Origin of the sequence: Nocardia sp. NBC_01503 (assembly GCF_036327755.1) — a bacterium.
In the GTDB taxonomy this organism is placed as follows: Bacteria; Actinomycetota; Actinomycetes; order Mycobacteriales; family Mycobacteriaceae; genus Nocardia.
On the sequence record NZ_CP109596.1, the window covers coordinates 7,899,074 to 7,912,131 of the forward strand.

Annotated in this window: 13 protein-coding genes, 3 tRNA genes and 1 pseudogene; 5 read left to right on the forward strand and 12 right to left on the reverse strand. The window is 65.4% G+C overall.

What is annotated here, in order from left to right:
* Positions 1 to 3 precede the first annotated feature (3 nt).
* From OHB26_RS36465 to OHB26_RS36475, 3 genes are all read left to right on the forward strand, one after another.
* The gene (locus OHB26_RS36465; RefSeq protein ID WP_330181789.1) at positions 4 to 411 is read left to right on the forward strand and encodes a RidA family protein; all 408 of its coding nucleotides are present in this window, start codon (positions 4 to 6) and stop codon (positions 409 to 411) included.
* Between the two features lie 209 nt (positions 412 to 620).
* Positions 621 to 2,108 (forward strand): LCP family protein, encoded by a 1,488-nt coding sequence (locus OHB26_RS36470; protein WP_442943064.1) that lies wholly within the window; start codon positions 621 to 623, stop codon positions 2,106 to 2,108.
* 98 nt (positions 2,109 to 2,206) lie between these two features.
* On the forward strand, positions 2,207 to 2,707 hold the full coding sequence (locus tag OHB26_RS36475) for a nitroreductase/quinone reductase family protein (protein ID WP_330181791.1): 501 nt from the start codon (positions 2,207 to 2,209) through the stop codon (positions 2,705 to 2,707).
* On the opposite strand, the gene OHB26_RS36480 is transcribed toward OHB26_RS36475, so the two are convergent.
* The 11 genes from OHB26_RS36480 to OHB26_RS36530 form a co-directional block, all read right to left on the reverse strand.
* Entirely contained in the window at positions 2,708 to 2,845 is a 138-nt protein-coding gene (locus tag OHB26_RS36480) for a hypothetical protein (RefSeq protein ID WP_330181792.1), read from the reverse strand. It lies immediately after the preceding gene.
* A gap of 170 nt (positions 2,846 to 3,015) precedes the next feature.
* Positions 3,016 to 3,092, reverse strand: a tRNA-Glu gene (locus OHB26_RS36485).
* Between the two features lies 1 nt (position 3,093).
* A tRNA-Glu gene (locus tag OHB26_RS36490) sits at positions 3,094 to 3,170 on the reverse strand.
* Positions 3,171 to 3,196: 26 nt separating this feature from the next.
* Positions 3,197 to 3,274, reverse strand: a tRNA-OTHER gene (locus OHB26_RS36495).
* A gap of 189 nt (positions 3,275 to 3,463) precedes the next feature.
* Complete coding sequence (locus OHB26_RS36500) at positions 3,464 to 3,832, reverse strand: DUF6188 family protein (RefSeq protein ID WP_330181793.1); 369 nt, start codon at positions 3,830 to 3,832, stop codon at positions 3,464 to 3,466.
* A gap of 48 nt (positions 3,833 to 3,880) precedes the next feature.
* Positions 3,881 to 4,924, reverse strand: coding sequence for a hypothetical protein (locus OHB26_RS36505; RefSeq protein ID WP_330181794.1), 1,044 nt, complete (start codon positions 4,922 to 4,924; stop codon positions 3,881 to 3,883).
* A gap of 36 nt (positions 4,925 to 4,960) precedes the next feature.
* The gene (locus OHB26_RS36510; RefSeq protein ID WP_330181795.1) at positions 4,961 to 5,470 is read right to left on the reverse strand and encodes a PspA/IM30 family protein; all 510 of its coding nucleotides are present in this window, start codon (positions 5,468 to 5,470) and stop codon (positions 4,961 to 4,963) included.
* Positions 5,471 to 5,579: 109 nt separating this feature from the next.
* Positions 5,580 to 6,461: an SDR family oxidoreductase gene (locus OHB26_RS36515; protein WP_330181796.1), complete on the reverse strand. Its 882-nt coding sequence runs from the start codon at positions 6,459 to 6,461 to the stop codon at positions 5,580 to 5,582.
* Complete coding sequence (locus OHB26_RS36520) at positions 6,458 to 7,921, reverse strand: flavin-containing monooxygenase (RefSeq protein ID WP_330181797.1); 1,464 nt, start codon at positions 7,919 to 7,921, stop codon at positions 6,458 to 6,460. Before OHB26_RS36520 ends, OHB26_RS36515 begins: the two co-directional genes overlap by 4 nt.
* Before the next feature lie 22 nt (positions 7,922 to 7,943).
* Complete coding sequence (locus tag OHB26_RS36525) at positions 7,944 to 9,026, reverse strand: PDR/VanB family oxidoreductase (protein WP_330181798.1); 1,083 nt, start codon at positions 9,024 to 9,026, stop codon at positions 7,944 to 7,946.
* Complete coding sequence (locus OHB26_RS36530) at positions 9,023 to 9,916, reverse strand: metal-dependent hydrolase (RefSeq protein ID WP_330181799.1); 894 nt, start codon at positions 9,914 to 9,916, stop codon at positions 9,023 to 9,025. The genes OHB26_RS36525 and OHB26_RS36530 overlap by 4 nt, the downstream gene beginning before the upstream one ends.
* Before the next feature lie 98 nt (positions 9,917 to 10,014).
* Between OHB26_RS36530 and OHB26_RS36535 the strand changes: the two genes are divergently transcribed.
* Complete coding sequence (locus OHB26_RS36535) at positions 10,015 to 10,632, forward strand: TetR/AcrR family transcriptional regulator (RefSeq protein WP_330181800.1); 618 nt, start codon at positions 10,015 to 10,017, stop codon at positions 10,630 to 10,632.
* A 264-nt stretch (positions 10,633 to 10,896) separates the two neighbouring features.
* Positions 10,897 to 12,003 (forward strand): annotated as a pseudogene (gene rho, locus OHB26_RS36540) (transcription termination factor Rho); the annotation flags it as partial.
* Positions 12,004 to 12,006: 3 nt separating this feature from the next.
* On the opposite strand, the gene OHB26_RS36545 reads toward rho, so the two are convergent.
* Complete coding sequence (locus tag OHB26_RS36545; RefSeq protein ID WP_330181801.1) at positions 12,007 to 12,780, reverse strand: alpha/beta hydrolase; 774 nt, start codon at positions 12,778 to 12,780, stop codon at positions 12,007 to 12,009.
* Positions 12,781 to 13,058: the final 278 nt, after the last annotated feature.

Below are 13,058 nucleotides of genomic sequence, written 5' to 3' on the forward strand. Positions count from 1 at the left end.
TTCATGACCGAGAAGATCGCCGTCCGCACCGATAAGGCCCCCGCACCCGCGCACACCTTCTCCCAGGGTGTGCGCAAGGGTCCGTTCGTCCAGGTCTCCGGACAGGGTCCGGTCGACCCCGTCACCAATGAGTACCTCCATCCGGGTGATGTGGCCGCACAGACCACCCGCACCCTGGAGAACGTGAAGGCCATTGTCGAGGCGAGCGGCGCCAGCTTCGACGATGTGGTGATGCTGCGCGTCTATCTGACCAAGCGCGAGGACTTCCCGATCATGAACGACGCCTATGGCGATTTCGTGACCAAGTACACGCTCGGCGGTGTGCTGCCCAGTCGCACGACCGTCTTCACCGGCCTGCCGCGCGCGGAAATGCTGGTCGAGATCGACGCCGTCGCCATCGTCGAAAACTGAGACGCGGCTGAGACCGGAGCCCGCACGTTGTGACAAGTCGGGAGGGCTCCGGCAGACTCGACAGAGCCATGTACGACGACGACACCGAGCAGCTGCCCGTCTACCGCTCCGGCGGGGTTCACGGAGCCGCGCAGACGCCTACGCCCGAGCCGCGCCGTACCCGGCGGGCCGGGCCGATTTCGCATCGCCGCTCCGGCGAGAGCCATCGCATGCGCTATGCCGGGCGCGGGCTCATGTCACTGTTCGCCGTCGGCGTCATCGGGGTGACCGGGGTCGCCTGGTACGGGGAGACCAGCCTGGACAACGGGTTCACCAAGACCGGTGTCATCTCCGAGGAGGATCGAGCCTCGCTGGGCGGTGATGTCAATATTCTGCTCATCGGATTGGACACCCGCAAAGATCTCAATGGCAATGATCTGCCCAAGGACATTCTCGATCAGCTGCACGCCGGTGACGGCTCCGAGGGCGGATACAACGCCAATTCACTGATCCTGGTGCACATTCCGAAGGATCTGAAGACGATCGTCGCCTTCTCGATTCCGCGCGACGACTATGTGCCCGCCAGCGGGATTCCCGGATACGACCACATCAAGATCAAAGAGGCGTACGGCCTCAAGAAGTTCTACGCCGAGGAGAAGCTCAAGGCGCAGGGCATGACCGATAAGAACGAGCTGGAGCGCCAGGGCCGCGAGGCCGGGCGCGCCTCGATCGTGCAGGCGGTCAAATCACTCACCGGGGTGCCGATCAATCGCTTCGCCGAGGTATCGCTGGTCGGGTTCTACCATCTGGCCGACGCGCTCGGCGGGGTCGATGTGTGCCTCAATCACGCCGTCGACGACAGCTACTTCTCCGGTGCCGTATTCCCCGCCGGGCCACAGCACCTCGACGCCGCCAACGCGCTGTCCTTCGTGCGGCAGCGGCATGGGCTGGAGAACGGCGACCTCGACCGCACGCATCGCCAGCAGGCGTTCCTGACCTCGGTCTCCAAACAGCTCAAGGACTCCGGGACCATCACCAATATCGGCAAGATGAAGGCGCTGATGGATGTGGCGCACCGCGATGTGGTGCTCTCGGACGGCTGGAGCCTCACCGATTTCATCACCACACTGGGGCGCGCCGATTCGCCGTCGGTGGAGTTCCGGACGCTGCCGGTACTGCGCTACGACACCGTCGACGGCCAAGATGTGAACATCATCGATCCGGCCGCCATCAAGAAAGAGGTGCGCGCCGCGTTCGGAGTGGAGCAGCCGACCGTCGCCGCCGCACCGCGCACCACACCCACCTCGACCGTGGATGTGGTGAATGCGACCGGGACGCCCGGTATGGCCGCCAAGGTGTCGAAGAGCCTGGGCGACAAGGGATTCACGCCCGGCGACATCGGCAATGCCACCTATTCGGATGGGACCTCGACCGTGCTCTACTACGGCGCGGGAGCCGATACCGACGCCCAGTCGCTCGCCGATATGCTCGGCGGCAGTGTCACCCCCGCCGCGTCCACCACGCTCGGGTCCGGGCAGATAAGGCTGGTGCTGGGCACCGATTTCGAGATTCCCGAGACGCTCGATCCCACCGCCACCAGCTCGACCACGACGACCACCACCACGTCGAAGTCCGCGGCCACCAGCACCTCGAATATTCCCGACAACGGCAAGCCGGTGACGACCACCATCGGCGGCAGCATCCCCTGCGTGAACTGATCGGCACCACGTCGAAAGCTGAAACCCTGAGCCCCGGCGACTCACTGGACACCATGTAAAGTGAGCCGCGACACAACGGGCAGAGCATGGGAAAACAGATGGCAGGCAAGTCCTCCGAATCCGGCAACCTCACCCTGAGCGGCCGGTTCAACCACTACTCCAGCATCTACCTGGGCTTCGCCGCCCGCGCCTTCGCGCGCCGCAACAGCCGCGTCTACACCAGCTCCGGCGGCACCCGCGGCAACAAACTCCAGGGCAAACCCGTCTTCCAACTCATCGTCACCGGCCGCAAATCCGGCGAACCCCGCCCCGTCATGCTCATGCTCGTCCGCGACGGCGATGACATCCTGGTCTGCGGCTCCAACGGGGGCCATCCCGGCACTCCCAACTGGTGGCACAACCTCGCCGCCCAACCCACCGCCCGAGTCCAGGTCGGCCCCGACACCTGGCCCGTCGACGTCCGCATCGTCACCGACGACGAAGAGTACGAAAAGCACTGGCGCACACTGGTAGCCGGGTACCCGGACTTCGCCACCTACCGCGCCCTGAGCCCCCGCGAATTCCCCGTGGCCGTCCTGAGCCGAGCCACCGGGAAGTGATCACCCGGCCGTCGCCGCGACCTCGGCCACAACCGGCGCGACCGTCTTGGTCGAGGTGAAGAACACCGCGGTCACGGCACACCCGCCCAGTGGTAGGTGTTCCCGCGCCGACCTGGAAGCCGTCGCCACCGCCGCCATGTCCGCATGGGAACCCCCGGCGGGTACGCGCCGACACGGCACGGGTGCCCCGATTTCCGGGTGATACCTGGCGGAAAGCAGAGGTGCCGACCCCCATCCCCCTCCCGGAGGACCTGCCGTTTTCGAGGCGGTGGCGGACGCCGGTCCGCATTGCTTTCCATGGTGAAAAATGGTGACCCCGGCGGGAATCGAACCCGCGTAGTCCTGGCTGAGAACCAGGGCGCCCAATCCAGCGGAGCACGAGGCCGTGACGCAGGTCGGAATCGAACCGACGGAGGTCCTGAGTGAAAGTCAGGCTGCCCGTTACCAGCAGAGCGACTGCGCCGCACTTTCGCGAAACGCGAAATGCGGTGGGGGCGGTAGGGATCGAACCTACCTGCTCGCGCACCTGTTTTACAGACAGGCTGAGCCACCAGGCTCCGCGCCCCCGCGATGGTGTGAATACGAAAGAGTCGGAGCGCGGTCAGCGCTCTGATGACTCATAGGAATAGCGTTCGGAGGTGGTGCTGCCGGTCATCGCCATTCCTTTCGTCGTCGGTGAGATCAACGCTAACAGGCTGAGCCGCAGGGAGATAGCGAATTTATCCGCGACCGGGGACAGGAACCGGGCACACGATTTCAGGGCTCCGGGGACCACACGGCCAATTCGCCACCCGGCATGCACGCCACGAGATAGCGGCCGGGATCGGTCACATGCCAGGCCTCGAAGTACTGGTCGGGCTCCACCACGATGCGGTGTCCGGAATCCAGGTCGATGCGTAGCTCGCCCCTGGATTCGACTGTGGCGGCGACGATTACGCCATCCACCGCGGTGGACAGATCCTCCGGGCGCGCCTCTCCGGCGAGCCGGTGCGAGGTCGAACCGGCGGCGCGATGCACCACCAGCTCGCCCTCGATGTGAATCTCGAAAACACCCGCGCCCAAGATGATTACGTAGGGGCCGGGCGACAACACTGTGAGGCGCTCACCGGTGATCGGTAGTTTCATTGCGCCTCCAGTGTTGGTGGCACCCGGGCGAGCCCGGGCGCCGAGCTGCTATTTGGTGGCCTCCGCCAGTACGGCGATGACCTCGTCGGAGAGGAAGAACGGCTCCAGACGCTCACGAATCAGCTTGGCCAGCACACCATTACGCTTGGCGGCCGCAACCACGGCCGGACCGTAGCGCAGAATCTCGCGGCCGATATCCGCGCCGGAGAGTCCGAGCTCGGGCAGCAGCCCGGCGAGCGTGTGATCGCCGTACTTCTCGAAGAACACCTCGACCCCCTGATCCACCAGGACGCCGAAGTACTCCTTCTCGCGCGTGGTGAGCGCGATGCGGTAGATGATCAGCGCGAGATCGTGCAGTTCCTGCTGCGAGAGGTATTCGCGCAATCCGCTCACGGGCTCACCCGCGTGCAGATCCCAGAACTCCATGGCGGCATCGTGCACGGGCGCGTCCCGCAGCATTTCGCGAATCGCGTTATTGGTCCGCTTGAGCGCGAATTGCGCGCCCTTACCGGCCATTTCACCGAGGAAGGTGCCGTCACCGGTGGCCTTCTCGGCGGCCTTACGGGCCTGCTTGGCGGCGGAGGTGCCGAACGAGACCAGCGAGCCCACGCCCGGGATCTTGTTCGCCATCTGGCGATTGCTCTCCATGAAGTCGTCGATCAGCTTGTCGACGAATTTCGCGGCGACGGTGGCGATGAGCGGGCTTTCGGTGAGCCGCTCCAGGATGCGCTCCTGCGCCTGATGCATGCCGAAGATCTTCTCCAGCAGCTGTTCCACCGGCTCACGCTCCACCACGTCACCGAGGGTGTAGTCGTTATTGCTGGCGATATCGGTGTACAGCGAATTGGCCAGCGCGCCGACCATTTCACCCAGTACCGGGCTGCCACCGATCAGATTGATCACATCGGCGACGGTTTCCTTGGCCTGATCGATCTCGACCACATCGCGGAAGATAATGGTGTCGGCGACGCCGATCACCGCCTCCACATCGCGGCCGATCACCTCGGCGAAGCGATCGCCGGTCACCTCGGCGAGTACGAAGTCCACTTGCAGGTCGAGCAGTCGTTCGGCGATTTCGCGCGGCTCGGTCATCGGGTTCCACCCATCATCAAGAAGGGACCGCCGAGTTCAGTCGGAATCGTTGCCGTGCACCGATTTTCGAATCTGTTCCAGACGCTCCCGCGCGGCTTTCTCCCGCGCGTCCCACTGTTCCTCGACGCTACGACCCACGGGTGTCTGCCGATCGAGCTCGCCCATCCCCTGTGCGGTGCCGTAGCGCTGCTCGACCTTATCGCGAACTGACTCGAAAGTAGGGACGCCGGAGCCGGTATAACCGCCGATCCCCGGAGCGGTCGGTATACCCGCCGGAGGTACCGGCACTCCGGTCACCACCGGACCGCCCCCGACCTGCTCGAATGTGTCCGAGACAGATGGCGGCGGTGCGAACGCCTCCTCGTCGGTGTCCGGAGTCACATCGATCACATTCGGTGCATGACCGAGGGTGGCCGCCACCGACTCGGCCACCGCGTGCAATGCGGCCAGTCCCGCGCGCCCCTGCGTGGCCGTCACCACCACGGCCGCCAACTCGGCGTCCGACAGCCCCGCCAATTCCGATCCGAAATCCTTGGCATCGCTCATGGGAACCAGGCTACGCAGCGGTCCGGGCGACATGCCCGAAATGCGGCTTGCCTGCCTATTTATCCGGAGCGCCCGGGTTTTCGACAGCGAACAGATCCGACCGCATCGGCTATGAACGCACCCGGCGCTGTTCGGCCCGGCGCACCAGATCGTGCACCCGGGGGTCCGCGGCGAGTGCGCGATCCAGCACCACATTCACCAGGCCCCGGAACAGGGCATACGGCTCCCACCCCAGCGGTGCGATGGTGCGAGCCGCGCGCCGCTCGATACCGTCGGCGATCACCTCCGCGGCACGGGCGGCGGTAATGCGCACGTTGAGCGGCCAGGGCAGCAGATCGTCCAGGTCGCGGCCGAGTTCATCGCGGTCCAGGGTCGCGCGGGTCATATCGGTGTCGACGATGCCGAAGTACGCGATCCCGGCCGTGGCGCCGAAGGGGGCCAGCTCCACGCGCAGGGCCCGACCGAGCTGTTCCACGGCCGCCTTGCTGATCATGTACGGCGCACCCGCCATCCCCGGTGCGAACGCGGCGCACGAGGAGATCACCACGACGTGCCCGTGCGCGGTGACGATGTGGTCGAGCGCCGGTCGCACGGTATTGAACACGCCGGTGAGATTGATGTCGATAACGCGATCGAAATCGGCGCCGTCCATTATGCGCAGGGTCGCCGGGCGCGGTACCACACCGGCGTTCGCCACCACCACATCCAAGGTGCCGAAGTGTGCGACGGTGCGAATCACGGCCTGGCGCATGGCTTCTCGATCGGTGACATCGGCTGTGACGGCCAGGGCGCGGTCACCGAGGCGATGTGCGATGGCCGCCACGGCATGACCGTCGATATCGACCAGCACCACCCGCGCGCCCCGCTCGTGCAGCAGCACCGCGAGTTCGTGGCCGATGCCCTGCCCGGCCCCGGTGATGAGCACGGTCTGTCCGGCTACCCGGTGACCGGGGCGCTCGGGAGACAGTAGGCCCAGCAGTCGCGTCATCATCGCGTCACCTCATAGTTCTCGCTGTCGAATCTCGCCGTGCGACGGCGATATTCGAAACTCCAGTTCGGATACAACCCGGCGTTGCGGCCGTCGGCGGTGGTGTAGTAGCTCTGGCATCCCCCGGTGAGCCAGACGGTCGTCGTACTGCGGTAAGCCATTTCGGCGAGGAAAGCCTGCTGGGCGCGGGGACGCACCTGCACTCGGCGGGCCCCCTTGCGGCGCAACATGGTCAGCGCATCGACGATGTAGGTGATCTGCGATTCGATCATGAAGATAGCCGACTGGTTCCCGGCCGCCCCGAACGGGCCGAGGGTGCAGAAGAAGTTCGGGAACCCGGCCACCGCGACACCCAGATAGCTCTGCGGCTCCCTGTCGTACAGCTGGGCGATGCTGCGACCGTCGGAGCCGATGAAGCGGTCGTAAGCCGTTGGGATGGAGGTGAATCCGGTGCCGAAGACAATGGTGTCGACCGCATGCTCGGTACCATCGCGCAGCACGATCGAGTGCGGCCGGACCTCGGCGATGGCGTCGGTGATCACCTCGGTATTGGGCTTGTCCAGCGCGGGCAGATAGGCATCGGAGAAGATGGCGCGCTTACAACCGATGACATAGTCGGGCAGCAGCTTGGCCCGCAGCGCCGGATCGCGCACCTGGCGCGACAGTTGCCACCGCGCCAGCGCCTCATAGGGGTGCCGGAAGCGCTGATCGACCAGCGAGATCAGCCCGAAGCCCTCGATCGCGGAGTAGAAGCCACCGCGAATGAGCCGCTGTGCCAGTGGAATACGCTCCAGGACATAGCGTTCCAGGCCCGATGTGGCGCGGTCCAGGCGCGGCACGATCCACGGCGCGGACCGCTGGAACAGCAGCAACCTGTCCACCAGCGGCTGAATCTCCGGTACGAACTGCACCGCCGACGCGCCGGTGCCGATGACCGCGACCCGCTCACCGGTCAGATCATGCTCGTGATCCCAGTGCAGGGAGTGGAATGTCTTGCCCTCGAAGGTATCCAAGCCGGGCAGATCCGGATACTTGGCCTCGGCGAAGACACCGGTCGCGGAGATGAGGAAGTCCGCGGTGAGCGGGCCGTCACTCGTCTCGATCCGCCAGCGGGATTCCTCCCCGTCCCAGCGCGCATCCAACAGCTCGACGCCGAAACGCATATACCGCAGCACATCATGCTCGACGGCCACGGTGCGCAGATACTCCAGAATCTCCGGCTGCCGGCCATAGGTCCTGGACCAGTTCGGATTCGGCGCGAACGAGAAGCTGTACAGATGCGAGGGCACATCGCACGCGGCGCCCGGATAGGTATTGGCCTGCCAGGTCCCACCCAGATCAGGCGCGCGCTCGAGAATGACCAGCTCCTCGAATCCGGCCTCCCGCAGCTTGATCGCCAATCCGATACCGCCGAAGCCCGCGCCGACAATGGCGATGGGCGTGTGTTCGACCACTGTGGTCATTACCGCTGTATTCCCTTCGAGATCACAGGTCGAGCACGAGCTGATCGCCCGCCGCGCGCGAGACGCACAGCAGCATGCGTCGCGCCCGTGCGGATTCGGTGAGCAGGCGATCACGATGATCGACCGCCCCGGACAGGACGCCCACCTCGCAGGAGCCGCAGAAGCCCTGCTGACAGGAGTACGAAACATCGGGCAGCGCGCGCCGGACGGCGGCCAGCGCGGTCTCCTCGGCACCGACCCGCAGGGTGGTTCCGGTGCGCGCCAAGGTGAGATCGAACTCGCGTCCGTCCAGCACCGGCCGCGCCGAGAATCGTTCGGTATGCAGCGATCCGGTCGGATTCAGCTCGAACAGGCACCGCTGTGCGGCGGCCAGCATGGGCGGCGGACCGCAGACGTACACGGCCGCACCGGGTTCGGCGGTGGCGAGAATGGACGCTACCTCCGGGGCACCGCACTCGTCATCGGGAAGTATTCGCGCAGACGCGATTTCGGCAGAGCCGAGCTCGTTCAGAAACGGCATGCTCGCCCGCGAGCGCCCGGTGTACACGAGTTGTCCGCGTGCGCCCGCCGCCCGCGCCATGGGCAGGATCGGCGTGATACCGATGCCGCCCGCCAGGAACAGATAGGACGGCGCGTCCACCAGCGTGAAGGCATTGCGCGGACCGCGAATTCGCAGCCGGTCCCCGACCCGCAACGCATCATGCAGCTCCGCCGACCCGGCGCCGCCGGGAATCCGGCGGACCGCGATGCGATATCGATCCCGGTCCGCCGGATCACCGCACAGCGAGTACTGCCGGTGCCGTCCCGAGGGCAGGAACACATCCACATGCGCACCGGGCCGCCAAACCGGGAGCGGCCCACCGCCCGCCCGGTACAGCGTCAGACTCACCACATCATCGGCCTCGCGGATCCGTTCTCCGACCACCACATCTATTTCGAATCCGCTGCGCCGCACCGGATTAGGACGCGACAGCACAGGCGCGGCCGGACCGCTGACGAAAAGCTTCAGGTACGCGTCCAGCACGCCGCCCAGTAGCCGGAGACCTACGGCCGGGGTGTGCGCATCCCGGCCGAAAACATGCCGGGATGCCGAGGGGGCGGTCATGAGTCGGCCCCGCGGGCAGCGGGGGAATGGGCGAGGTAGCGCAGCGCCGTATCCATCGGGCCGAGCTGCGAAGGGTGAAAGCCGGGGCGCAGATAGCGCGGGATCTCCTTGAAAAAGACTGTCCAGCTGGGGATTACGCCGCGTCGCGTCGCATTGATGAATTGCAGTCCCCAGAAACGGCCCTTGTCCGGGCTCGGATCCTTGCGGTACAGGTAGCCCGTCGAGACGATGAAGAGCGGGAGCAGGGTGGCGCTGGCCAGCAGAGCCGTACGGGCCTTGCGGGCATATCCGCCGTCCACGTGCATGTAGGCGTCGTAGACGACGCTGCGGTGCTCCACCTCCTCGGCCCCGTGCCAGCGCACCAGATCGAGCATGGTCGGGTGCATACCCTTGGACTCGAGCACATCGGCTTCCAGCAGCCATTCGCCGAGGACCGCGGTGTAATGCTCCATACCGGCGAACAGGCCGAGTCGCTCCTTGAGCCACTCCTCCCGTGCCCGGCCGGTGAGGCCGTGGTCGCCCAGAACGCGGTCGACGAGCCAGGCGATGGCACGCACGTACGAGTCGACATCGAGGCCGATATCGCGCAGGTGGTTACGTGCGCCCTCATGACTGCTGGCGTGCATGGACTCCTGGCCGACGAAGCCGGTGACCTCCTCGCGCAGCCGGTCGTCGTCGATATACGGCAGTGCCTCGGCGAGCGCCCCGGCCATGGCCCGCTCACCCTCCGGCAGCACCAGGTGCATGACGTTCACAATGTGGGTGGCCAGCACCTCACCCGGAATGTAGTGCAGCGGAACGGATTCGAAGTCGAAGTGCACATCGCGGGCGGCGATGGCATGCGCTTGCTCACGGTACTGGCGCGTCTTTGCGCCGTCCTGCTCAACCATGACCCGACGGTACAGTGCAACAAATTCCATGGCAATGTTGCACGCAACAAAATCTAGTCAAATGTTGCACCACTCGTTCGATTTGCTAGCGTTGAACTGTGCCGACCGCGTCGAAACCCCAGTCCAGCCGTGCCACGGCCGATGACAACACCCGGATTCTCGACGCCGCCCTGCTCCAGTTCCAGCGGGTCGGAGTGAAGAAGACGACCATCGAGGACGTCGCCCGGGAGGCGGGCGTGGATCGGGTGACCGTCTACCGCCGGATCGGCTCCCGCGACAATCTGGTGACCGCGGTCTTCAGCCGCGAGGTTGCCCTGGTCCTGGCCGAGCTGGCGCTCATTCCCGAACGACACGGGAATATCGAGGACCTCGTCACCGATATGTTCATGACGGTGCTGCAGCGCTGGCGCGCGCACCCGGTCGCCGAACGCATGCTGATGCTCGAGCCCGAACGGGTCGTCATGAAGCTCAGCGTGGACGGGGCGGATATCTTCACCATGGCGGTCGCCGCCACCGCACATGCCCTGCAACGCGCCGTCGATCGCGAACTCCTTGCTCCCGCAAGCGATCTCACCGCACGCGCCGAAATCGCCTGCCGCATCGTGCATTCACTGATCCTGCTACCCAAAGCCGCCCTCGAGCTCGAGACCGATTCACAGCTCAGGGAATTCGCGCACCGCTACCTGCTGCCGATCATCACCGGCCTGCCCGCCTGAGCGTTCGCCCCGGTCACGGGCCCTGTTCCACCCCCGCTCTTGCACGGATTTCGAACGGGGCGTACGGTGATGGAGTCGCAGTCTCGAGGATGCAGGTTGACGTCAGTCCCTCCCTCCGGATTTCTTCCCTCCCGAGTTCGAATCCAGCCTGACGGCTGTCGATCCAGCTCCTGCGCTGTCGTATAGCCGAACTCGGTTCACCATATCTTCCTCAGGAGAACCCGCATGACCACCATCAATCCCGACCTCGGCCTCGAGGTCATCGAAACACTCTCTCCCGCAACGGGAATCCTCGATATCACCGGACATACGGCGGTACTTCGCCACGGTGGATATCTGCCCGGACCGGGTGACGTCCATGTCCCGAACAATCTGATTCGCGAACACGGACTGCGCCGCGGCGATGACATCGCCGGACTGGCACAACCGAATGCCAAGGGCGGCAAGCTCGCTCCGCTCATTCGGGTCGATACGGTGAACGGACGTCCCGTCGCCGAAGCAAAATCCCGTCCGCGCTACGCGGACCTCACCCCCATCCACCCCGATGAGCGGCTGCGGCTCGAGACCACGGCGAACAAGCTCACCACCCGGGTCACCGACCTGATCATGCCGATCGGCAAGGGGCAGCGCGCACTCATCGTCGCACCGCCCAAGGCGGGCAAAACCTCTGTGCTGCAAGCGATCGCGCACGGTATCGCCGCCAATCACCCGGAGGCGCATCTCATGCTGGTGCTGATCGGCGAACGCCCCGAGGAGGTCACCGAATTCACCCGCGGCGTTCCCGGTGAGGTCATCGCCGCCACCTTCGACCACTCCCCCGCCCAGCAGACCGCGCTCGCGGAGCTGGCCATCGAACGCGCACAGCGCCTGGTCGAGGAGGGCCGCGACGTCGTAGTACTACTCGATTCGCTCACCCGGCTCGCCCGCGCCTACAACACTTCCGGACCCGCGTCGGGCCGCATCATGTCCGGGGGCGTGGATGCCACCGCACTGCTGCCGCCCAAGAAGTTCCTGGGTTCGGCCCGCAATATCGAGCACGGCGGATCGCTCACCATTATCGCCACCGCACTGGTCGAGACCGGTTCGCTCGCGGATACGGTCATCTTCGAGGAGTACAAGGGCACCGGCAATGCCGAGCTCAAACTCGACCGCGGTCTCGCAAGCCGCCACGTTTACCCGGCCGTCGATATCGCCCGGTCCAGCACCCGCCGAGACGATCTGCTGCACACCCCCGCCGAACACGCGGCTGTGAGCAAACTGCGCCGCACGCTCTCCGAACTCGATGATCAGCGCGCCCTGGACCTGATGCTGGACGGTCTGCGCAAGACCGGCGGCAATGCCGAATTCCTGCTCAATATCGCTCGCAAGTAATCCCTAACGCGCAGTAGGCAATACCTTCACCGCCCAGTCCGCCACCGTATTCGCCCACCCCGGTTTCAGCACAATATCGTTGTGCGCACCGCCCGGATAGATCACCAATTCCTTGGGCTCCGGAGCCGCCGCGAACAATTCGCGCCCCATCCGCACCGGCAGTAGTTCATCGGCATCCCCGTGCATGATCAGCACCGGACTCCGCAGCCCCCGAATCCGCCGCACACTCGGATAGGCGTCGGGCACGAACATCTTCGGCAAGAACGGGTACACCGCCCGCGCCGCATCACGCAATCCCGTGAACGTCGACATGAGTATCAGCGCGGCGGGCGGATGAGCATTCGCCAACTCCAGCATGACTCCCCCGCCGAGCGATTTGCCAAGGTACACAACACGTTCCGGCTCCACCCCGGATTGCGTGAGCAGCGCCTCCCGCGCTGCTCGCGCATCCAGGTAGGTACCCCGCTCGCTGGGCCGACCGCTACTACCCCCGTACCCCCGATAATCGAAGATCAGCACATCGAATCCGGCGGCCGCCAGCAAAGCCAGCACCGGCGACCGATCACCGATATTCCCGCCATTCCCGTGTGCGAACAGTATGTGCCCCAACGGTTTCCCCACGGCCCGCACAAACCAGGCGTTAATACTCTCCCCGTCCGCCGTCCGCAACGACAGATCTTCGAACGGCACCCCGAACTGTTCCGGAGTCGCATACACCCGCCGATCCCCCGGAACGTAGGTCAGCACATTGAGAATCGTCTCCGCCGGATGCCGCATACACCCTTCTTACCCGACCGCAAGGTAGTGAAAAACCCGCCCCGCCAAAGCAACCCGCAGCAATCCTGCCAGCCAGTATGGTGATGGCACCTCATCCCGAGGGGGGTGGCGACTTGGCCTGGTCCTCGTCGCCCCACCAGGGAGGAGGTGATGGGAATGGGGAAACACTCCCTGAAGAAGCAGGAAACCCCGAACAACTGGGCATGGGTTGCTGTAGCCGCTGCCGCAGTCGCCGGGGTCCTGTGCCTGATCCGACTGATCAGTCGGGCTAGGTAGCC